The organism is Kocuria sp. KRD140 (assembly GCF_017168375.1).
Lineage (GTDB): Bacteria > Actinomycetota > Actinomycetes > Actinomycetales > Micrococcaceae > Kocuria > Kocuria marina.
In genome coordinates this window covers 140,227-162,424 of sequence record NZ_JABFAW010000004.1, presented here as the reverse complement: position 1 = coordinate 162,424, position 22,198 = coordinate 140,227, and the positions used below count along the sequence as shown (strand labels likewise).

At 70.8% G+C, this 22,198-nt stretch carries 13 protein-coding genes; 5 read left to right on the top strand and 8 right to left on the bottom strand.

Annotated features, from left to right (window positions below):
• Positions 1–91 precede the first annotated feature (91 nt).
• Entirely contained in the window at positions 92–565 is a 474-nt protein-coding gene (locus J1M36_RS04905) for a DUF805 domain-containing protein (RefSeq protein ID WP_206478768.1), read from the bottom strand.
• A gap of 127 nt (positions 566–692) precedes the next feature.
• Here J1M36_RS04905 and J1M36_RS04900 point away from each other — a divergent pair, with 127 nt between their 5' ends.
• Complete coding sequence (locus J1M36_RS04900) at positions 693–2,828, top strand: glycoside hydrolase family 15 protein (protein WP_274606023.1); 2,136 nt, start codon at positions 693–695, stop codon at positions 2,826–2,828.
• Positions 2,829–2,962: 134 nt separating this feature from the next.
• Entirely contained in the window at positions 2,963–6,571 is a 3,609-nt protein-coding gene (locus J1M36_RS04895; RefSeq protein ID WP_206478766.1) for a bifunctional proline dehydrogenase/L-glutamate gamma-semialdehyde dehydrogenase, read from the top strand.
• Positions 6,572–6,720: 149 nt separating this feature from the next.
• Here the strand turns inward: J1M36_RS04895 and J1M36_RS04890 are convergent, their stop codons facing one another.
• The 4 genes from J1M36_RS04890 to J1M36_RS04875 form a co-directional block, all read right to left on the bottom strand.
• Positions 6,721–6,921 (bottom strand): hypothetical protein, encoded by a 201-nt coding sequence (locus J1M36_RS04890; protein ID WP_206478765.1) that lies wholly within the window; start codon positions 6,919–6,921, stop codon positions 6,721–6,723.
• A gap of 71 nt (positions 6,922–6,992) precedes the next feature.
• Entirely contained in the window at positions 6,993–8,315 is a 1,323-nt protein-coding gene (locus J1M36_RS04885) for a VWA domain-containing protein (protein ID WP_206478764.1), read from the bottom strand.
• A 244-nt stretch (positions 8,316–8,559) separates the two neighbouring features.
• Positions 8,560–11,223 (bottom strand): excinuclease ABC subunit UvrA, encoded by a 2,664-nt coding sequence (locus tag J1M36_RS04880; protein WP_206478763.1) that lies wholly within the window; start codon positions 11,221–11,223, stop codon positions 8,560–8,562.
• Positions 11,224–11,962: 739 nt separating this feature from the next.
• The gene (locus J1M36_RS04875; RefSeq protein WP_064846445.1) at positions 11,963–13,015 is read right to left on the bottom strand and encodes a hypothetical protein; all 1,053 of its coding nucleotides are present in this window, start codon (positions 13,013–13,015) and stop codon (positions 11,963–11,965) included.
• Positions 13,016–13,090: 75 nt separating this feature from the next.
• Between J1M36_RS04875 and J1M36_RS04870 the strand changes: the two genes are divergently transcribed.
• Positions 13,091–14,329 (top strand): MFS transporter, encoded by a 1,239-nt coding sequence (locus J1M36_RS04870; protein WP_082943316.1) that lies wholly within the window; start codon positions 13,091–13,093, stop codon positions 14,327–14,329.
• 132 nt (positions 14,330–14,461) lie between these two features.
• A complete protein-coding gene (locus tag J1M36_RS04865; RefSeq protein ID WP_206478762.1) occupies positions 14,462–16,264 on the top strand; it encodes an ABC-ATPase domain-containing protein in 1,803 nt (600 codons plus the stop codon).
• A gap of 170 nt (positions 16,265–16,434) precedes the next feature.
• On the opposite strand, the gene J1M36_RS04860 is transcribed toward J1M36_RS04865, so the two are convergent.
• Entirely contained in the window at positions 16,435–17,997 is a 1,563-nt protein-coding gene (locus J1M36_RS04860) for a nucleobase:cation symporter-2 family protein (protein ID WP_206478761.1), read from the bottom strand.
• 98 nt (positions 17,998–18,095) lie between these two features.
• Here J1M36_RS04860 and J1M36_RS04855 point away from each other — a divergent pair, with 98 nt between their 5' ends.
• Positions 18,096–18,599 carry a phosphoribosyltransferase gene (locus J1M36_RS04855; protein WP_064846448.1) on the top strand — a complete coding sequence of 168 codons (504 nt, stop codon included), beginning with the start codon at positions 18,096–18,098 and terminating at the stop codon, positions 18,597–18,599.
• Positions 18,600–18,730: 131 nt separating this feature from the next.
• Here the strand turns inward: J1M36_RS04855 and J1M36_RS04850 are convergent, their stop codons facing one another.
• Both J1M36_RS04850 and pta read right to left on the bottom strand, forming a co-directional pair.
• Positions 18,731–19,963, bottom strand: a complete 1,233-nt coding sequence (locus J1M36_RS04850) for an acetate/propionate family kinase (RefSeq protein WP_064846449.1) — start codon at positions 19,961–19,963, stop codon at positions 18,731–18,733.
• A 118-nt stretch (positions 19,964–20,081) separates the two neighbouring features.
• Positions 20,082–22,175, bottom strand: a complete 2,094-nt coding sequence (pta, locus tag J1M36_RS04845) for a phosphate acetyltransferase (RefSeq protein ID WP_206478760.1) — start codon at positions 22,173–22,175, stop codon at positions 20,082–20,084.
• Positions 22,176–22,198 lie beyond the last annotated feature (23 nt).

Sequence of the window (22,198 nt, the reverse complement as noted above, 5' to 3'; positions counted from 1 at the left end):
GTGTGGCGCCACCGGGTGGCAGTGGGGAGGCACTGACCGCATGGTGCTGCCGGGCCCGTGCGCGTCCACGTGCTGTGGCTGAGGAAACCGCTCAGCGAGAGCCCGCGCCCGGTGCCTGCGGCAGGAGCTGGTTGTCGAAGCGCACGCCCCGCGGGTCCGGGGGCAGCAGCACCAGGATGAGCAGTGCCGGAGCGCCCAGGAAGGGGACCAGGATCAGGAGGTACCAGAGCCCGGAGAGATTGGCGTCGTGCAGTCGTCGGACGGGCAGTGCGATGGCGAAGATGAACAGGAGGACGGAGACGAGCAGCGTGACCAGGGCGAGTAGCATCAGCGCGACGCTGGCTCCACCGTCCACGTCCGGCCAGTCCAGGTACCCCCGGTCCTGCGCGAAGTTGCAGGCCACCGAGAAGAGGAACGAATACAAGGCGATCCACCAGTATTCGGATCGCGACGCACGCCCGGAGAACGTGGTCCCCTTGCGCAGGAAGTTACCAATGGCGCGCAGGGGGCCGACGGACTCACCGGGCTGCGTTGAGCGGGGGAGCGGCTGGGCCGGGCACGTCATGGGGTTCTTCCTGTCGGGAACGCGGACAACGAACAAACCACGTTAGTGGCGGAACGTCACCGAACCCAGTGGCCATCCGGCCAGACTTCCCCTGAGGGCAGGGGCCCGTTCCTCGACACGGGCGCCCATGCTCCGGCGTGAGCCGCCAGGGCGTTTGTGGGATTCTGGGCCCATGGCTTCCAAGATCGAGGACTACGCCCTGCTCTCCAACATGCGCAGTGGGCCGTTGGTCTCCCGTCATGGCTCGGTGGACTGGTGGTGCGTCCCGAGCTTCGATTCGCCCGCGCTGTTCGCGGCGCTGCTGGGCACCCCAGACCACGGCCGCTGGTTGCTGGCGCCGTACTGCGCCGTGGACGACGACGCCGCGGTGGACCTCTCCCTGCCCGGCGTCACCGCGGTGGAGCGGTTCTACGCGGAGAACACGTTCGTGCTGCACACCGTGTGGACCACGGACACCGGCGTGGTGCGGGTCACCGATTTCATGCCCCTGAACTCCCGCACGGAACTGATCCGCCGGGTGGAGGGCCTCACGGGCGAGGTCGAGATGTTCCAGGACCTGCGGCTGCGCTTCAACTACGGCTCGTCGGTCCCGTGGCTGAGCCGCTTCGACGTGCTCGAGGAGGAATCGGAGGAGGGCGCGGTCGCGGAGTCCGTGCTCGTGGGCATGGCCGGCCCCGATTCCGTGGTGTTCCACGGTGACCCGCTGCCGGAGGCGGACCCGGACCGCCGCAAGCGGCGCCATGCGGGCTCCTTCACGGTGGCCGCGGGCCAGACCAGGGACTTCACGCTCACGTGGTTCCCGTCCCACGGCGTCCCGCCGGAAGCGGTGGACGTCAACGAGACCCTCACGGCCACGCTGAACCTGTGGCAGGAGTGGACGGATCTGTACGAACCGTACGATCCGCTCACGGACCCCACAGCGGACCCGGAGCTCCCGGAGGACGGGGACGACGGCGCGTGGGCGGCGTCGTCGGCGGAAAGAAGAGACGCGGGCGAGCCCGCGTCCGGCCGGGACGTGGGGCGTCACGGGGACCGCCCGGCGGACGCCGACGCCCAGGAGACGGTGCACTTCACGAGCACCCAGGACGCCCCCGAGGACATCATCCGCCGCAGCCTGCTCGTGGTGCGCGGGCTCATGCACCAGGCCACGGGCGGACTGATCGCCGCGGACACCACGTCCGTGCCGGAGGTGCTGGGCGGGGAACGCAACTGGGACCACCGCCACGCGTGGCCCCGGGACGCGGCCTCCGCGCTGGAGATCATGCTGGACCACGGCCACGACCGGGAGGCCGCGCAACTGCGCAACTGGCTGCTGCGCGCCGTGGCCGGGGACGTGGACAACCCCTCCAACATCTACACGCTGGACGGCTCCGGGCAGATCCGCGAACGCCTCGTGGACCTGCCGGGTTACGAGCGATCGCGCCCGGTGCGCGAGGGCAACGCATCCGGCAACCACTACCAGGCGGACGTGGCCGGTCACGTGCTGCGGGTGTTCGAGATGCTGCGTCGGCGCGGCGTGCAGGAGGACCACCTGTCCTGGCCGTTGCAGCAGGCGTTGCTGCGCGCCGTCGTGGCCAACTACGAGGAGAAGGACCAGGGCGTCTGGGAGATGCGCGGCGAACCCCAGTACTACACGCACTCGCGCGTGATGATGTGGGCCGCGCTGCAGGCCGGCGTGGACGCCGTGCGGATCCACGGGCTGCCCGGGGACGTGGAGACGTGGGAGGAACACCGGGACCAGCTCGCGCACGAGATCTGGACCAACGGTTACGACCCCCAGGTGGGTTCGTTCGTGCAGTACTACGGCTCCACGGACGTGGACGCCTCCCTGTTGCAGCTGCCCACGGTGGGTTTCGTGGCCTACGACGACGAACGCATGCTCGGCACCGTGGCGCGCATCCGCAAGGAGCTCACGGACCGATCGGGGCTGCTGCACCGCTACCGCAACCTCCCGCAGCTCACCGACCTGGACGACGCCGAGGCGTTCGCGTCCTCGATCGGTCAGGACGGTTTCGCGGGGCAGTCGGTGCCGTCCGTGTCCGCGACCCTGCAACTGGCCGAACAGTTGGCGTTGTGCGGACACACGGGGGACGCCACGCGGCTCACGGACCTCGTGCTCGGCACGGCCAACGAGTTGGGTCTGCTGCCGTCCACGTATTCGCCGTCCCAGCGCCGGGCCACCGGCAACTTCCCGCAGGTGGAGGCCCACCTGAACCTCATCCGGGTGCTGGACATCCTGCAGGCGGAGCTCGATCGGTCGTAGGTCGGCGATTCTTAGCCGTGGCGGGGATCACGATAGCGTGTGAGAACCAGCCACGCCGGGCCCGGTGAGACTCGGCTGGTGGCCGAGGGAGTGCCTCGGCATCCTTCCCGGGCCGAGACTTTGGAGGCGCTGCAATGGCACGCACCGTCAATACCGGAACCGATCCTCATGCCCTCGCCGATCCCGCCGTGGACCTCGTGCGCACGTGGCTGCTCAGGGCTCAGGAGAACCAGCGCAAGAACACCCAGAAGAACCCCGCGGAGGACCGTCTGGCCGCCGTGCTCCAGGACCCCAACGGACTGGAGTTCACGGTGGGCTTCGTGGACCGCGTGATCCGCACGGAGGACACGAAGGCCGCGGCCAAGGCCCTGCAGGACATCGCGAAATTGACCCCGCAGTCCATGCCGGCCGCGGACCGCGCACAGATCCAGGCGGGGACAGTGCTGTCCGGGGTGCTGCCCTCCGTGGTGGTCCCCGCGGCGCGCACCCGTCTGCGCCAGATGGTCGGCCACATGGTCGTGGACGCCCGCCCCGGCCCGTTCGGGAAGTCCGTCAAGGCCTTACGCTTGCACGGGCACCGGCTGAACATCAACCTCCTGGGCGAGGAGGTGCTCGGCGAGGACGAGGCCAAGAAGCACCTCGCGGACGCCGAGGGCCTGCTGCGCCGCGAGGACGTGGACTACGTCTCCCTCAAGGTCTCCTCCGTGGTGCCGCAGCTGTCCCACTGGGGCTTCGAGCGCACCGCGGAGCGCGTCGTCGAGCGCCTGCTGCCGCTGTATGAAACGGCCGCCACCAAGGGCACCGGCAAGATGTTCATCAACCTGGACATGGAGGTCTACTCGGACCTCGAACTGACCATCGAGGTGTTCCAGCGGCTGCTGAACAAGCCCCAGCTGGAGAACCTCGAGGCCGGCATCGTCATCCAGGCCTATCTCCCGGACGCCCTCGGCGCCGTGGAGCGGCTCTCCGAGTGGTCCGGACAGCGCGTCGCGGACGGCGGCGCACAGATCAAGGTGCGCCTGGTCAAGGGCGCGAACCTCGCCATGGAGAACGTGGACGCCGAGATGCACGGCTGGCCCCTGGCCACGCTGGAGTCCAAACAGGCCACGGACACCAACTACAAGCGGGTGCTGTCCTGGCTGTTCCACCCCGAGCGCATGAAGGGCATGCGCCTGGGCGTGGCCGGGCACAACCTGTTCGACATCGCCTTCGCGCACCTGCTCGCGGCGGAGCGCGGTGTCACCGGCCGCATCGAGTTCGAGATGCTCCAGGGCATGGCCACCAACCAGAGCGACGCCGTCTCCGAGGACGTGGGCCAGCTGCTGCTGTACGTGCCGGCCGTGAAGCCCGCGGAGTTCGACGTCGCCGTGTCCTACCTGGTGCGGCGGCTTGAGGAGAACTCCGCGAACGAGAACTTCATGTCCGGGATCTTCGACCTGGGTCCGGACAACTGGGTCTTCCAGCGCGAGGAGGCCCGGTTCCGGGCGGCGCTCGCTGACCTCGAGGACGATCCCCAGGCGCTCGATCCGCGGCGCGTGCAGGACCGCCGCGCGGAAACCGCGGGGGAGACCCCCACGATCCCCCTGGACGAGCCGTTCCGCAACGAACCGGACACGGACGTCTCCGTCCCCGCCAACCAGAAGTGGGCGGAGGAGATCGCCGAACGCATCGGGGACCCACAGTGGTACGAATCGCTGGCGGTCCCCGAGCTGCTGCGGGACGTCGAGGAGAACTCGGGGGATGCGGTCGAGGCCGTGAACGACGTCGTCGCCACCGCCAAGGCCGCGGGGCAGCGGTGGGCCGCCACGCCCGCTCGCGAGCGCGCCGAGATCCTCAACCGCGCCGGGGACATCCTGGCCGCGCGCCGCGGTCACCTCATGGCCGTGGCCGGCGCGGAGACGGGCAAGGTGTTGGGGCAGAGCGATCCGGAGGTCTCCGAGGCGGTGGACTTCTGCCGCTACTACGCACGGCGCGCGCTCGAGCTGGCCGCCGTGGACGGCGGGGACTTCGTGCCGCACGCCGTGACCGTGGTGACCCCGCCGTGGAACTTCCCGCTGGCTATCCCCACGGGCACTACGGTGGCGCCCCTGGCCACGGGCTCGGCCGTGATCCACAAGCCCTCGCCCGAATCGCGGCGCTGCTCCACCGCCATGTGTGAAGCACTGTGGGAGGCCGGTGTGCCCCGGGACGTGCTACAGCTCGTGGCCCCCGTGGAGGGGGAGGCCGGTCAGCAGCTGATCTCCCACCCGGACGTGGAGCGCGTGGTGCTCACGGGCGCGTACGAGACGGCGCAGTTGTTCGCGTCGTGGGATCCCGCGCGGCCCCTCACGGCCGAGACCTCCGGGAAGAACGCGCTCGTGATCACGCCCAGCGCGGACCGTGACCAGGCGGTGTGGGACCTGGTGTCCAGCGCGTTCGGTCACGCGGGGCAGAAGTGCTCCGCGGCATCGCTCGGGATCCTCGTGGGGTCCGTGGCCACGTCCGAGCGGTTCCGCCGTCAGCTCGTGGACGCGGCGTCCTCCATGGTCGTGGACTGGCCCGTGAACCTTCAGGCGAGCGTGGGCCCCACCGTGGAACAGCCCGGCGACAAGCTACTGCGGGCGCTGACCCAGCTGGAACCCGGCGAGGAATGGCTGATCGAGCCCAAGCAGTTGGACGACACCGGGCGGTTGTGGCGTCCCGGGATCCGCACCGGTGTGAAGCCGGGGTCCTTCTTCCACCTCACCGAGTGCTTCGGCCCCGTCCTGGGGCTCATGTCCGCGGACAGCCTCGAGGAGGCCGTGGAGCTGCAGAACGCCACGGACTACGGGCTCACCGCGGGCATCCACTCGCTGGACGCGGACGAGATCCTGCGCTGGGTGGACACCGTCCAGGCGGGCAACCTCTACGTCAATCGCGGGATCACGGGTGCGATCGTGCAGCGCCAGCCGTTCGGCGGCTGGAAGCGCTCCTCCGTGGGTCTCGGCGCGAAGGCCGGTGGCCCCAACTACCTGGCGTCGCTGGGCCGCTGGAAGCGCGCCGGGTTCTCGTCCTCCAGCACGGACCGCGGTGCGGCCGGTGCGTGGGTTCTGGACCCGCGTGTGCACCGCGCACTGGACGCCGTGACCCCGCTGATCTCGGACGAGGACCTCGTGTGGTTGCGCCGCGCCGCGCAGTCCGACCAGTCCGAGTGGCAGCGCGAGTTCGGCCAGGTCAAGGACCCCACGGCCCTGCTCAGCGAGGCCAACCTGTTCCGCTACCGCCCCCGCACCGTGGTGGTGCGCGCCCAGGAAGGGGCGTCCCTCATGGACGTCCTGCGGGTGGGCCTCGCGGCCGTGCGCTCGGGTTCGCAGGTGGTCCTCAGCGCCGCGGACTCGCTGCCCGCAGCCGTGAACGGGCTGTTCGCCACGGTGCTGAACCCGGCGTCCGACGCCGAGTTCGCGCACGCCCTGGGCACCGGTTCCCTGGGCCCGCTGGGTCAGCTCTCGGACCTGCGCGCCCTGGACGACGACGCCCTCGACGTCCGCCACGGCGCCCGCGTCCGCGTGATCTCCCCGTGGGACGGCTCCGAGGAGGACCTCAAGGACCTCTACGCAGTGCGCGCCGAGCACCCGGACATCGCCCTGATCACCGAGGACGTGGTGGGCGCCGGGCGCGTGGAGATGATGTACATGCTGGCCGAGCAGGCCGTGTCCATCACCATGCACCGCTTCGGCAACCACAGCCAGTCCATGCAGCGGGTGGTGGACGAGCTGGTGCGGTGACCCGGTGGCGTCGCCCCTGACGCCTGACCGACCACGAGTCGCGCTCCCGATTCACGGTGGCACGGCTCGTGCCGTGAGGGGCGGTTCCGGTGCGCCGCTCCCCGGCCCACGGTGCGGCTCCTGGCCCCGGGGCATTTCGCGCCTCAGATTCACCGCCCCCTGGTGTTCTCCGTCTGCTGCCGCCACGTCAGCCCACCGGTCACCATCACGAGCACCGCCACCAGCAGGAGGGCCCACCCGATGAGACCGCGCCAGGCGACGTCGGTGAACGTGAGGAGAGTCGCCGCCAGCACGGCCAGGAGGGCGCCGGGGAAGTAGAGCCGGGTCCGTCGTGAGGCCTGGGCAGTCATGTCTCCACGGTACCGAGGGCCAGGGCACGGGAGCATTGGCCGAACGGGTTGGCGCTTGCCGGAGGACCGGGTCACTCGCTCGTGAGCGCCTTCACGAACACGTCCTGGATATCCTCCGGGGTGCGGGCGATGTGGGAGGAGCCGCCCGTTGTCTCCGCGATCTGCTGCAGCACCTTCGCGTCCGCGTCCTTCGAGATGCCCACGGTGATGATGCGCACGGGGTTGTCCGGGTCCTGCTCGTCCTTGAGCATGGTGAGCAGGTTGTCGAGGGAGATGGAGCCGGGGTCGTGGTTCATGCCGTCGGTCAGGACGATCACCGTGCGCAGATGCCCGGGGGCGTCTTCGTGGAGCACCTCGCGGTAGGCGGCCAGGGTGGTGTCGTACAGGCCGGTGTAGCCGTCCGGGGCGTAGGTCAGGGACTCCACGTCCCGGGAGAGCTGGTCCCGCTGGGTGCCGCCGTCCACCGACGCGGAGAGCTCGCGCACCGGGGTGAGGGAGCGGTAGTCCTTGTCCCCGTCCAGGTGCCGCTGGAAGGTCCACAGGCCGAGGGCGTCGTGCTCGGGGAACAGCCCCACGGCGGTCGCGGCGGCGGCCTTCGTCAGATCCATGCGGGTGGAGCCGTCCTGGTCCACCTTCTCGCCCATGGACCCGGAGGCGTCGATCGCCACGAGTGCGTGGAACGGTTCCGCCAGGTGCTGCCACTGGGCGAGCGCCTGCTGCAGGGCGGCGTCGTCCGCGGTGGGGGCGTCGTCGCCGGGGGTGCTCGCCACGAGCTCCGTGTCCGCGTTACGGGAGTGGTAGGCGTCCCACTCCGCGCGAGAAACCACGGTCGCGCTGCGCGGCGGGGCGCCGGAGGCCGCGCCCGCGGCCAGGGCGGGGCTCAGTGGGCTCGGGCTGGCGGTGGTCGCCGCGGTGGAGTGCTTGACGAGCTGCTCGAGCCGCTCGTCGGCACTGCGCACGGGCGCGGCGTCGCCCTCCGTGCGCGCACGGAATTTCAGGGCCTCGTCCGTGGCGGCCTTATCCGCGCGCCCGTTCTCGGCCTCGCCCAGCGCACGGGAGACCAGCTCGCGCGTGCCGGCGTCCTCCTGGGGGCGCCCCAGCTCCACGTTGCTGTCCTGCAGCACGGCGGACCAGGTGGTCGCGCTGGTCTTGGCGCGGGCAACGACGACGGGCTCCCCACCCGCCGTACTCGCGTCACCGGACGCGGCGCTCGAGGCGGCGTCCGAGGGGTTCTCGCTCGCGGCGTCGTCCCCGCGCGGGATCAGGAAGACGGCGGCGAGCAGCAGCAGGACGGCCACCAGGCCCAGGGCCAGCCAGGTCAGCAGCGTGCCGCTCGGCCCGCGGCGTTCGGCGCGGTGCGCTCCGCGGTGCCGGTGCGTTCCAGGATCGGTCATCTCGGTGTTCCCCCGTCTCGTGCGTCACGGCCCCTGCGGGCGGTGGTGCATGGCCAGCCCGCTGCCCGCAGTGATGCGGCCGCGGTGCGTCCCCACGCCGTGGTGAGGTGGCACACACGACGTCTTCCCCGGGGACAACATTACGAGGTTTCGACGACGCCGCGGCGGCATGACGCCGTTTGGCGCCGCCGCTGGGGCCGGGCCATCCCCCTGCCCGTGCAGACCACCCGGCCCGACCGCCGGGTCAGCCCAGCACGGCCCGCAGGTACGGTGCAGTGGCGCTGTCCGGGTGCGCCGCGACGTCGGCGGGAGTGCCCGCGACAACCACCCGCCCGCCGTCCGAGCCGGCACCCGGGCCCATGTCGATCACGTGATCGGCCTGGGCAACCATGCGCATGTCCAGCTCGGCCATGACCACCGTGTTGCCCGCGTCTGCCAGCCCCTGCAGGTGGTTCATGAGCCGGTCGCTGTCCGCGGGGTGCAGTCCGGCGGTGGGCTCGTCCAGCACGTAGAGCGTGTCCCCGCGCGAGGCCCGCTGCAGCTCGGAGGCGAGCTTGACCCGCTGCGCCTCCCCGCCGGAGAGCTCGGTGGCGGGCTGGCCCAGCCGCAGGTAGCCGAGTCCCACGTCCCGCAGCACGCCCAGGGTGTGGTGGACGGCGTCCTCGCCCTCGAAGAACGTGTGCGCCTCGTCCACGCTCATGGCCAGCACATCCGCCACGGAGCGCTCCCGCCACAGCACCTCCAGGGTCTCGGCCTTGTAGCGGGTGCCGTGGCAGTCCGGGCAGGGTGCGTAGATGCTCGGCAGGAACAGCAGCTCCACCATCACGCTGCCCTCGCCCTCGCACGTGGGGCAGCGCCCGCTGGCCACGTTGAACGAGAACCGCCCGGCCTTGTAACCGCGCCGTTTCGCCTCGTCCGTGGCGGCGTAGAGCTTGCGGACGGCGTCGAACAGCCCGGTATAGGTGGCCACGTTGGAGCGCGGGGTGCGCCCGATGGGCTTCTGGTCGATCACGACGACGCGCCGCACGCTCCCCGGCAGGGAGACGACGTGCCCGCGCACCTCGTCCGCGGCGTCGTCGGCGGTCAGCAGGTCCGACTCCGGGTCCCCGGTGATCTCCGTGTCCTCCTGGCCGCCGTGGCCCAGCCGCTCGCGCACCAGCACCGGCAGCGCCTGACTGACCAGGCTGGACTTGCCCGAGCCGGAGATGCCGGTGACGGCGGTGAGGCACCCAGCGGGGAGGCTCACGCCCAGGCCGCGCAGGTTGTTGCGCGTGACGCCTTCGAGCTGCAGCCACCCCTGCGGCGTGCGGGGCTCGCGCGCCTCTGCCGACGGCGCATGCTCGGCGAAGAGGTAGCGGCGTGTCGCGGACTCGGGAACTTCCGCGAGACCGCTCGGCTTACCGCTGTAGAGCACCCGCCCGCCGCGCTCGCCGGCGTCCGGGCCGATGTCCACGAGCCAGTCCGCCTCGTGGATCACGGTCAGGGAGTGCTCCACCACGAACAGGCTGTTGCCGCGGTCCTTGAGTCCGTGCAGGATCCCAATGAGCGCGTCCAGGTCCCGGGGGTGCAGACCTGCGGAGGGCTCGTCGAGCACGTAGACCACCCCGAAGAGCTGGGACGAGAGCTGGGTGGCCAGCCGCAGCCGCTGCCGCTCACCCCCGGAGAGCGTGGGCGTGGTGCGGTCCAGGGAGAGGTAGCCCAGGCCCAGGTCGATCATGGGCCGCAGCCGCGCCACGAGGTCCGCGGCGAGGCGCTGCGCGGCGGCCCGCTTCTCCACGGAGAGGTTCGGGGTGCGCCGGACGTCCGGGGCGGCGTCGTGCGAGGCACCGCCCTCCGCGACCCGCGAGGCGGTGGAGGCGGCGCGGGCCTCGGCGTCGAGCACGCGGTCCTCCAGGTGCTGGGCCTCACCCGGGGTCCAGTCCTCCGCAGTCACCGAGCGCGCGATCTCCGCCACGCGTGCGAGCGGCAGGTGCGAGAACTCCGCGATGTCCAAGCCCTCGAACGTCACGGACAGGGACTCGTGCTTGATCTTCTTGCCGTGGCACTCCGGACACAGTTCGCTCGTGAGGTACTGGGCCGCGCGCTTCTTGGTGCTCGGGCTCTTCGCGTTGGCGAAGGTGTCCAGCACGTAGCGCCGCGCCCCGATGAACGTGCCCTGGTACGTGGCCTCCACACCCTCCTCCTGGGCCTTGCGCGTCTGGTTCGGGGTGAGCCCGCGGTACACGCCCACCGTGGGGCGGTCCTCGGTGTAGAGAATCCAGTCCCGGTCCTTCTTCGGCAGGTCCTTCCAAGGGGTGTCCACGTCGTAGCCCAGGGAGACCAGGATGTCCCGCTGGTTCTGCCCCGCCCACGCCACGGGCCAGGAGGCGACGGCGCGCTCACGGATGGTCAGCGACGGGTCCGGGACCATGGTGTCCTCGGTGACCTCGTAGACCCGCCCGATCCCGTGGCACGTGGGGCACGCGCCCTGCACAGTGTTCGCGGAGAAGTCCTCCGCGTAGAGCATGGCCTGTTCCGGCGGGTACCAACCGGCGCGAGAGTACAGCATCCGGACCAGGCTCGACAGCGTGGTCACGGTGGCCACGTCCGAGCGCGCTCCGCCCCCGCCGCGCTGCTGCTGGAGGGCGACGGCGGGCGGCAGCCCCTCAATCACGTCCACGTCCGGGACACCCGCCTGGTCGATCAGCCGGCGCGCGTACGGCGCCACGGACTCCAGGTAGCGTCGCTGCGACTCCGCGAACAGCGTGCCGAACGCGAGGGACGACTTCCCCGAGCCGGACACCCCCGTGAACACCACGATGGAGTCCCGGGGCAGGTCCAGGGAGACGTCCCGGAGGTTGTTCTGGCGCGCGCCGCGCACCACCACGCCGTGCTGCCAGAATGCGGTGCCGTTCTGTTCAGTAGTCACCTGGTCCACGCTACCCGGGGGTTCCGTCAGGCGGAGCGGGCCTGCCCTTCGGCGGTGTCCGGCATGGGGGACAACCAGCCATACAGCGTCCTCAACACCGTCGACATCCCCGCGGGCGCCGCATGACCGCCCATCACCACGGGGCGCGGTCGAGTGCTGCTCGAATACACCGCAGAGCGGCCCGGACCGCGGCCGCGCTCGCCCCGATTGAGCACCATGGGAAGGACGTGGACTTCGAGCGCACGGGTATTCTCAACCCGGCCGGGGAGCCTCACCGGGTGCAGTGGCTGAACGAGCCCCATGCCGAGGACGGTTCCAGCGTCTTCCTGGATGAGCGCGTGGTGCGTGGGCAGGTCCGCTCCCCACGTACCCCGCCGGGCGGTGGAGGAAGCGGAGGTGTGCCATGGTCCACCCCGCCACACTGGCCCGGGTGGTCACGGAGCTGGGTGGCGGGATCCACGAATACAGCCGCGTGACCGAGCTGGACACCTCGGGTGACGGCGTGGTGGCCCGCACTGACGCCGGGCTCGTGGGGGCGCCTCGTGCCGTGCTGGCCACCAACGTGTTCCCGTCCCTGCTCGAGCGCGACAGGCTCAAGACCGTCCCGGTCTCCGACTACGCGCTGATGACCGAGCCGCTCACCGACGGGCAGCTGGACTCGATCGGGTGGCGCAACAGGCAGGGCCTGGCGGATCTGGCCAACCTACCGGCCCGGCGGGGGTCGGCGGTCCTGAAGCGGTCAGAACAGGAGCACCAGCACCACGATGACCGCCACGATCACTGCGAACACGATGGCCCAGTTGCGGGCCACGTGGCGGTCCTCGGCCCGGGTCTGCTCGCTGTCCGGGTCCCGGTCCGCGTACCGGTCGCTGCCCACGCCGTAATACAGCTCGTTGGTGGACGGTTCGCGCGGGGGCACCGGCGGTCCGTGGCGGTCGGGCGAGCCCGAGGGACCGGCCGGGTGGGCGGCGTCGTTCCCGTCCTGGGACTCGCCGCCGGTGGGACGTCCCGAGAGGCTGCCCGGCTCCCAGGTCTGCCGCGGTGCGTTGGCGCCGGGGCCCGCGATCGAGTCGCGCACGGGCACACCCTCGCCCGGGTAGCGATGTCCGGGCCGGGAGGGCTCGTCCAGCTCGTCCTCACCCAGCATCTCGGAGGCCGGGATGCCGGTGGTCGTGACCGCGGGGCCCTGCGAGCCGACGGGACCCTGCGGCGTCGGCATCGAACCGGGCGCGGACGACGCCGCCGCTCCGCCGTCCCGGGGGTTGTCCGCCGCCGCGCGCAGCACTTCCGAGAAACGGGCCAGTGGCTCCCGCTGCGCGGGTGCCGCGTCGTGGGCGACCTGGTCCGCGCGATCCGCGACGGAACGCAGCACTGCAGTGTCGGACAGCCCGAGATCCCGGGCCGCCATGGCGAGTTCGAGGGGCGGGTGAGAAGGGTCCGCGGTGGTGGCCCACTCCAGCAGGCCGGTGCGGACGGGGGAGGACAGGGATTCCCGCAGGGCGGGCTGGAGCGCCGGGACGTCCGCGAGCGCGAGCAGTTCGGACGGCGGGGTGCTGCCGTAGCCCTGGGCGGCCTGGTCCAGCGGGCCGCGGTGGCCGAAGAGGGCGGCGAGCATGGCGGCCGCCGCGTACCGGTCCTCCACGGTGCGCACGTCTGAAACGCGGCGCATCAGTTCCGCCTGGGCAGGGGAACCCGCCTGGCGGACCGTGTCCAGCAGTGCAGGGTCCGCGCGCACCAGCCGCGCCGGTTCCTGCAGGGCCCGGGCGAGCTCCGGATCCAGTGAGTCACTCATGACGTCCGCCTTTCTCAGTCGTGGGGAAAGCCTACGGGAGGTCGAGGGCGCGGTGCGGGGCTAGGGTGATCGACTGTGACCCGCACCCCATCCGCGCCGACGCGCAAGGCCCCCGGAATCCTGCTGGCGGTGCTCATGGCCGCGATGGCCGCCGGGCCGGTGTTCAACTACGGGGTGGGTGCGCTGAGCGCCACCATCGTGGAGAGCTACGGGATCACCGAGGGGCAGTATGGGTTCATCATCACGGCGGTGTTCGTGGTAGCGGGTCTCGCGGCACCGCTGCTGGGAGTGCTCGCGGACCGCATTGACACCCGCGTGCAGCTCACCCTGATCTTCGGGGGTGTGCTGGTGGCGTTCCTGCTCAGCGCCACGTGGCAGTCCTACGCCATGCTGCTGGTCGCGGCCCTGATTGCGGGTCTCGCGCAGTCCTTTTCCAACCCGGTGACCAACCGCATCGTCGCGCAGCGCGTGCCGCTGGCCCAGCGCTCCGCGTGGATGGGGTGGAAGCAGTCCGGGGTGCAGGTGGGTCTGCTGGTCGCGGGCCTCACGTTCCCGGTGGCGGGCGCGGCGTTCGGGTGGCGAGGTGCCGCACTGTTCGGCGCGCTGCTGTGCGTTCCCCTGCTCATCACGGGGTGGACCGTGGTCACCCGGCTACAGCGCCGCGCCCGAGAGAACACCCCGACGACGCCGCCCGCTCCCTCTCCCGTCGCGCCCTCCGCCGCGGCGTCGTCAGGGGCGCTGCCGCCCGCGGTGTGGCTGCTGACGCTGACGTCCTTCCTCAACGCGGTGGGCACGCAGGGCGTGAACGTGTACGCGTCCCTGTTCGCGGTGCGGGCCATGGGGTACACCGTCACGGTGGCCGGGTTGCTGCTGGGCATGATGGGGGTGATCGGGATCGGAAGCCGGATCGGGTGGGGCCGGGTGACCGGCAGGCTCGGCAGACCCGCACCGCTGATCCAGGTCATGAGCCTGGGCGGGATCGTGGGGCTCGGGCTGCTCGTGCTCGCGGAGACGACGCAGCAGCACTGGCTCATGTGGCTGGGCGTCGCCTTCCACGCCGCGCTGCCGCTGGCCGCGAACGTGGTGATCAACTCGGGAATCGTCGCCGCCGTGTCCGGGGAACGGATCGGTGTGGCGTCCGGACTGGTGGCCACCGGGATGTACCTGGGCTTCGCGCTGGGGCCCGTGGTGGTGGGCCAGCTCGTGGACCTCACGGGGGCGTTCACCGCCGGATGGGCCGCCATCGCCGGGGCATACGTGCTGTGCCTTGTGGCGGCGCTGGTGCTCGGGCGGGTGCAGGCACGCAGAGCCTGAGATGTGAACGGGGCCCGGGGCGCGCAGCGCTCGCTTGGGCCTGGTCCCCCCGGCCCGTTGCTTGTGGGAAACCGCACGGGGAGGCTGCCCTGCCGCGTGCCCCGGCCCCCGCACATGTGGTGCGATGGACCCATGAGCACACCTCGCACGGACCTCTCGCAGACCCTCCGCAGCCTGGATGGCAGCAGTTACAGCGCGTACAAGCAGCTCAAGGGTTTGTGGCGGCTCGGGGAGGTGGAGCTCGTCATGGACCGCGTGCAGTCGGACCCGTACGCCCCGCCGTCCCTCGCGCGCGTGCGGCTGCCCCTGCGCAGCACGGGGATCCCGAGTGGGCTGATCGCCTCGAAGGACCGACGCGTGGCGGCCGGGGACTTCCTCACCCGGCAGTTCTCCCGTGCCGCCCGTGAGCTGGGCCCGCGCGGTGGCAAGGACTCGGGCGGGATCTCCATCCAGAGCACTGGCCAGGAGATCCTCGAGCGCTCGTCCGTCGTGGTGCCGGACCCCGCGGCCACGGATGCGCACGTGGAGGTGCGCTGCGAGATCGCCCTGCCCGCCGCGGGCCGCCGCATCAAGGGCCATGCCGCGCACCGGCTGCTCACGGAGGTGCTGCCGGGCGTAGTCGAGCGCGCGCTGCGGTACGAGAACCTGGACGCCCGCGCCCTGCAGGCCCACGTGACCTCCCACCTGGACGCCCAGCACCTGCGGGAGCAGCTGCCGCAGCGTGGACTCGTGGCGTTCGTCGCGGACAGCGCCGTGCTGCCGCGCGCCTCCGGGCACCGGGACGAACCGCTGGCCCGGGGCGCCGTCCCGTTCGAGACGCCTCCGGAGCTGCGCGTGGAGCTCGAGCTCGAAGACGGGTCGACCGTGAGCGGCATGGGGATCCCCGAGGGCGTCACGGTGGTCGTGGGTGGCGGCTACCACGGCAAGTCCACGCTGCTGCAGGCCCTGGAGCGCGGGGTCTACAGCCACGTTCCCGGTGACGGCCGCGAACGCGTGGTCACCCTGCCGAGCGCCATGTCCGTGCGCGCGGAGGACGGCCGGGCCGTGAGCCACACGGACGTCTCGCCGTTCATCAACAACCTGCCCACCGGCGCGGACACCCGCGACTTCAGCACGTCCAACGCCTCCGGCTCCACGTCCCAGGCGGCGGCCACGGTGGAGGCCGTCGAGGCGCAGGCGGCGGTGCTCCTGCTGGACGAGGACACGTGCGCCACCAACCTCATGGTCCGGGACGAACGCATGCGCGCCATGGTTCCGGGCGAACGCGAGCCCATCACCCCGTTCGTGGACCGCGTGGGCGCCCTCTACACGGAACGTGGGGTGTCTTCGATCCTGGTCACGGGTGGCTCCGGGGCGTTCCTGGACGTCGCGGACCTGGTGATGGCCATGGACGCCTACCGCGCCGTGGATGTCACCGACCGCGCCCGGCAGGTGGTGCGGGACTTCCCACGCCCCGAGGACATGCGTCCTGCGGCGTCCTTCGGGGAGATCCGCCCGCACGTTCCTGGCGGCGCCCCGGAAGCGCCCGGCACGGTCCCGGCCGAACGCGGTGCCACCCCGTCCGGACCCGGTGCCGCGGGGCACGACGCCTCCCGGTCCGGTCCGCGCCATGGCGCCGCCCAGCGGGGCGGCAGGGACAAACCCGCTCGCGCTCGCGGTCTCGACACCATCCAGTGGGGCCGCGAGGACGTGGACCTCTCCGCTCTGAGCCAGCTCGTGGACCCTTCGCAGACGGAAGCGATTGCGCGGCTTCTGGAGGAGGTCGAGCGCACGGCCGACGGCCGCACTCCTCTGACCGAGCTGGTGGACGCGGCCCTGGAGCGGGTGGTGCGGGACGGACTGGACGCCCTGGCCCACCACAGGGGCCACCCGGGACATCTGGCGCTGCCCCGTGCACAGGACGTGGTGGCGGCCTACCACCGGGTGCGCCGATGAGGGGCAGCGCGTGATCCCGGCAGCGGTGTGCGTCCCCTCGTACGGCTGCTCCCTCGGGGCAGAGGAGGGGCAGAAATCCGCGGCGGTGGAGCACCGGCGGTGCACAGGCCGAGACTCGCGGAGGAGAAGAGGAGGAGAGACGCGCAGGTGGGGAGCGACGTCCTCCGGGGTTAGTTATCCACCGCGCGGCGAATGTCCTCCAGCGAAGTCAGCTCGCCCGCGTTGATGCGTTCGCGCACCGACTCGTACTGCTCCTGGGAGGACGCGAACGGGATCTCCTGCCCCTGGGCATCCAGCAGGCGGCCGTCCACGAACTGGTCGCCGTCCTGCAGTGCGCCGGCCTCGCGCGGGGAGAGCACCCGCAGCCCCACGGTGTTCATGCCCATGGCCTCGGTGGTGCGCCGGCTGCGGCCCATCTCGTTGAAGAAGAAGTTCATGACCAGCGCGGCCACGGCGGCGGACGAGATACCGGAAGAGAAGATGATGCCCACCCAGTCGGGGAACGCGTCGTAGAAGGTGGGGACCACGATCGGGACCATGCCGAAGGACAGGGAGACGGCCACGATGATCAGGTTCATGCCGCCGCGGTAGTCCACGCGGGCCAGCGTGCGGATGCCCGAGGACATCACGGTGCCGAAGAGCACGAAGCCCGCACCGCCCATCACCGGCAGGGGGATGGCGGCGATGACCTGGCCGAGCACGGGCAGCATGCCCAGCAGCACCATGAACACGCCGCCCAGTGCCACCACGTAGCGGCTCTTGACCTTGGTGATCGCCACCAGGCCCACGTTCTGCACGAACGCCGTCTGCGTGAAGGAGTTGAACACCGGCGCCACGGCGGAGGACAGCATGTCCGCGCGCAGCCCGTCCGCGATGCGTGCCGAGTTGATGCGCGAGCCCGTGATCTCGGACAGGGCCAGGATGTCAGCGGTGGTCTCCGCCATGTTCACCAGGATCACAATGCCCATGGCCACGATCGCCGCCATGTGGAACGTGGGTGCACCGAAGTGGAAGGGGGAGGGCAGCGCAACCCACGGCCCGTGCCCCACGTGCGAAAAGTCCGCCATGCCGGTGGCCCACGCCACCACGGTGCCCACCACGATCGCCACCAGGATGGCCAGCCGTGACAGCACCGCTCCGCCGAACTTGGACAGCAGCAGCACGGCAAGCAGCGTGACCCCCGCCAGGGCGATGTTGCCCAGTGAGCCGTAGCCGGGTGCCTTCTCGTCCCCGCCCATGGACCACGACGCCGCCACGGGCACCAGGGTGATGCCAATGGTCGTGATGATGGACCCCGTGACCACGGGCGGAAAGAAGCGCAGCACGCGGGCAAAGAAGGGGGCCACCAGGAACCCGAAGGCGGAGGCCACCATGATGGAGCCCATCACCGACTGGATGCCGCCCCCCGTGGCCAGCACGGACAGCATCGTGGCGATCCCGGTGAAGGAGACCCCCTGCACGAGCGGCAGCTGGGAACCGATCCGCGGCAGCCCCCACGCCTGCAGGAACGTGGCGAACCCGCCCACGAACAGGGCGGCGGCCACGAGCAGGGCGGTGGTGGCGGCGTCGTACCCGGCGGCACTGGCCACCACGAGCGGCACGGCGATCAGACCGCCGTACATGGTGAGGATGTGCTGCACGGCGTACGCCACGGTGCGCCCGGCGCCCAGCCGTTCGTCCTCGGGGCGGGACCCCCGCTCGTGGGAAAGGGCGGGTGATGCGCTGCTGGGCATGAGGATCCTCGATCGGGGCAGTCGTGAGGGGACACAGAAAGTGTAGGCGGGCGCGGCGCGTGCAGTGCCCGCCGCGCAAAACCGACTACCCTACGGGAATGGCCTTTCACGCGGACTCCACCGAACTGGACAACAAGGAAATCCTGACCTGGGAGGGGTTCGGGACCGCCACCCGGGAACTCGCCCAGCAGATCGTGGACTCGGAATTCGTCCCAGACATCATCATCGCGGTGGCGCGCGGTGGTCTGCTGCCCGCCGGGGCGCTGTCCTACGCCATGGGCGTGAAGCTCTCTGACGCCGTGAACGTCGAGTTCTACACGGACGTCCACGAGACCCTTCCGGACCCGGTGCTGCTCGCCCCCATGCTGGACACGGACTCCATCAGTGACAAGAAGGTGCTGGTGGTGGACGACGTCGTGGACTCCGGACGCACCCTTTCCCTCGTGTTGGAGCTGCTGCGCGGCTATGGCGCCGAGTGCCGCTCCGCCGTGGTCTACGAGAAGCCCCGCTCGGAGGTCCGTCCGGACTTCTCCTGGAAGTCCACGGACGAGTGGATTGTCTTCCCGTGGTCCGCGCAGGAGCCGGTGACCAAGCAGGGCTGATCCGCCCGTCGGTGCCGCCCCGCGCGCTGCAAAAACTCAGCAGGTGCCGTCTACCGAACAGTAGATGGCACCTGCTCCGTTAAAGCACGCGATTGCGGGGGCGGGGCGTGGGGGGTCTGGTGCGCGAGGTGTTACTTCTTGACCCGCTCCCACACCAGCCCGGCCGTGGCCTCCGCGATGGCCCGCTCCTCGTCCGTGGCCACCACGAGGACCTCGATTGCGGAGGTCTCCGCACTGATGCGGGCCACGTCCCCCCGGGGGGCCTCGTTGAGCGTGGGGTCCAGGGTGATCCCGAGCGCGCCCAACTGGTCGCACACCAGGGCGCGGAACTTGGGGGAGTTCTCGCCGATGCCCGCGGTGAAGATCAGCGCGTGGGCTCCACCGACTGCCACGTGGTAGCCGCCGATGTACTTCGCCAGGCGGTAGGCGGCCATGTCCAGTGCGAGCTGCGCCCGCCGGTCCCCGGAGCTGGCCCGCTGCGCCACGGCCCGCATGTCCGAGTCCCCGCAGACGCCCTGCAGACCGGACTCGTTGTTGAGGATTCGGTTCATGTCCTGGGCACTCATCCCGGGGTTGCGCTCCAGCATGGCGGTGACCACGGAGGGGTCCAGGTCCCCGCTACGGGTGCCCATGACCAGTCCGGCCAGGGGGGTGTAGCCCATGGAGGTGTCGTAGGAGCGGCCCTCGCGGATGGCGGTGGCCGAGGCGCCGTTGCCCAGGTGGGCCACCACGGTGTTGAACTGTTCCCGCGGGATGCCCAGGAACTCGCAAGCCTTGCCGGTCACGTAGTCGTGCGAGGTGCCGTGGAAACCGTAGCGGCGCATCCCGTGTAGCTCGTACCACTGCTCGGGGACGGCGTAGCGCCAGGCCTTCTCGGGCATCGTGCGGTGGAAGGCGGTGTCGAACACGCACACCTGGGGCATCCCCGGATAGGTCTTCTGGATGGCCCGCAGTCCCAGGGCATGCGCGGGGTTGTGCAGCGGTGCCAGCGGGGCCAGCCGCTCGATCGCCCGGATGATCTCGTTGTTCACCAGCACGGGGGCGGAGAAGCGCTCGCCGCCGTGCACCACGCGGTGGCCCGCGGCGTCGATGGTGCGCCCGCCGAGCTCTTCGTCCAGACGCTGGGCGAGGATTTCCAGGGCCTGGGTGTGGTCCTGGATCTCCGACGTGCCGATGTTCTCGATCAGCCCCTTGGTGATCACCTCGCCGCCGGCCATTCCCGCCGTGGCCGTGGCGAGGGGGACGTTCTCGTCGATCGCGGGCATGGAGGAAGTGTAGGCCTGCGGTTCCCCGTCCGCCGGTTCGACCTCCCGCACCTGATACTTGATGGAGGACGAGCCGCAGTTGACGACCAGTACGAGCATGGTGGTTTCCCTTCGGCGGCGCGCGGGCCGCGGTTGCCAGTGGCGGAGTTCGGGGTTGACGACGCCGCTGCGTCACCAACGCGGACACGGCGGCCCCGCGCGCGGGGCCGCCGTGTCGTCACAGCGTTTGTGCTTGGATCGCGGTGATCGCGACCGTGTTGACGATGTCGTCCACGGTGCAGCCGCGGGAGAGGTCGTTCACGGGCTTGCGCAGCCCCTGCAGCACGGGGCCCACGGCCACCGCGCCCGCGGACTGCTGGACGGCCTTGTAGGTGTTGTTGCCGGTGTTCAGGTCCGGGAACACGAACACGGTGGCCTGCCCCGCGACGTGCGAGCCCGGCAGCTTGGACCTGGCTATCGAGGCGTCTACGGCAGCGTCGTACTGGATGGGCCCCTCGACCTCGAAATCGGGGTGGGCCTCGCGCACGAGGTCGGTCGCGGCGCGTACGCGCTCCACGTCCTCCCCGGAACCGGACCCGCCGGTGGAGTAGGAGAGCATGGCCACGCGCGGCTCCACTCCGAACTCCCGGGCGGTCTGGGCGGAGGCGAGGGCGATGTCCGCGAGGGCCTGCTCGTCCGGGTTGGGGTTCACGGCGCAGTCGCCGTAGACCAGCACGCGGTCCGCGAGCAGCATGAAGAACACGGAGGAGACGATGTGTACGCCCTCGCGGGTCTTCACGAATTCTAGGGCGGGGCGGATGGTGTTGGCGGTCGTGTGGGCCGCTCCGGAGACCATTCCGTCCACGTCCCCCATCTGCACCATCATGGTCCCGAAGTAGGAACCGTCGGTCATCCGTTCGAGGGCCTGTTCCTTGCTCACACCCTTGTGGGAGCGCAGTTTCACGTACTCGTCGGCGTATTTCTCGCGCAGTGCGGCGTCGTGCTGGAAGTCGACGACGTGCAGACCCTCGGCGTCGAAGTCGAGATCGATGCCCTCCGACTGTGCGAGCGCCCGGACGCTCTCGGGTTCGCCCAGCACGGTGAGGTCGCAGAAGTTGCGGCGGTGGATCATCTCCGCGGCGCGCAGGATGCGGGGGTCGTCACCCTCGGGCAGCACAATGTGCTTGCGGTCCGCGCGCGCGGATTCCACGAGCTCGTGGAGGAAACGCAGCGGCGTGCGCTTGACGGGTCGCGGCAGGGAGAGCCGGTCGGAGAGTTCGTCGCTGTCCACGTACTCGGCCCACGCGCCGCGCGCGGCGGCGATCTTGCGGGAGTGGGCGCCGGCCAGGGTACCGCGCGTGGTGCCCACGGCCTCCGCGGTGGAGAACGTGTCCTGGTCGGTGGTCAGCACGGGGAACGGCGCCGCGGCCAGCAGCGAGCCCACCGCGCCGGCGGGCCGGAAGCCTCCGGTCAGCAGCATCCCGGCGGGCACCGGCAGCGTGGGCGCCAACGACGACGCCAGGGTTGCCGAGACCACGTCCGTCCGGTCCCCGGGGGTGATCACCAGGTCCCCGTCCGCAATCTGGTCCAGGAAGTTCCCGGCGGTCATCGCGGCCACCTTCACGGCCTTGATGTCGCGGTCCAGGGACGTGGAGTTGAAGTCCGTGCCGTAGCCCTGGGCATCCACGAGCTCGGCGACGGTGGGGTTCGAGATCGCGGGGATCTCCGGGATCACGTACGCGGGGAGGTTGTGGTTGCCGGGCTTGGCCTCCCGGCGGATCTGCTCCGCCTGCTCCGGGTCCGCGCGGTTGACGATCACGGCGTAGATGTCGCACCCGGCCTGGCGCAGCTCAGTGCGGGTCACGTCGATCGCGTTGAGCACGTCCTTTACACGCCCGGACTCGTGGGCTCCGATCACCGCGGCCACGGAGCAGCCCATGTTGTTGGCCAGGCGGGCGTTGAGGTCGAACTCGGCGGTGACCGCGTTGTGGGCCAGCAGGTCGGTGCCGTCCACGACGAGCACATCGCACTCCAGCGCCATCTCGGAGTACACGGCCATGGCGGCGGAGTCGAGGTCGTCGTGCTCACCTGAGGCGAGGATCTCGCGGCAGCGCTCCAGAGACACCGCGCCCCGGCACCGGGAGTCCGGGAGGTCGAAGGTGCGCTTCATGAGCTGCAGGACGGAGTCGTCTTCCGGTGCCGCGCCGTCGAAGACCGGACGGAAGAAACCCAGGGCGTCCGTGCGCTTGAACATGGTGTCCGCGAGGCCCAGTGCCACCAGCGTCTTGCCGCTCCGCGGTGTCATGGCGGAAATGTAGATGCCCTGCGTCATGGAACGTGCTCCCTCGCGATCGG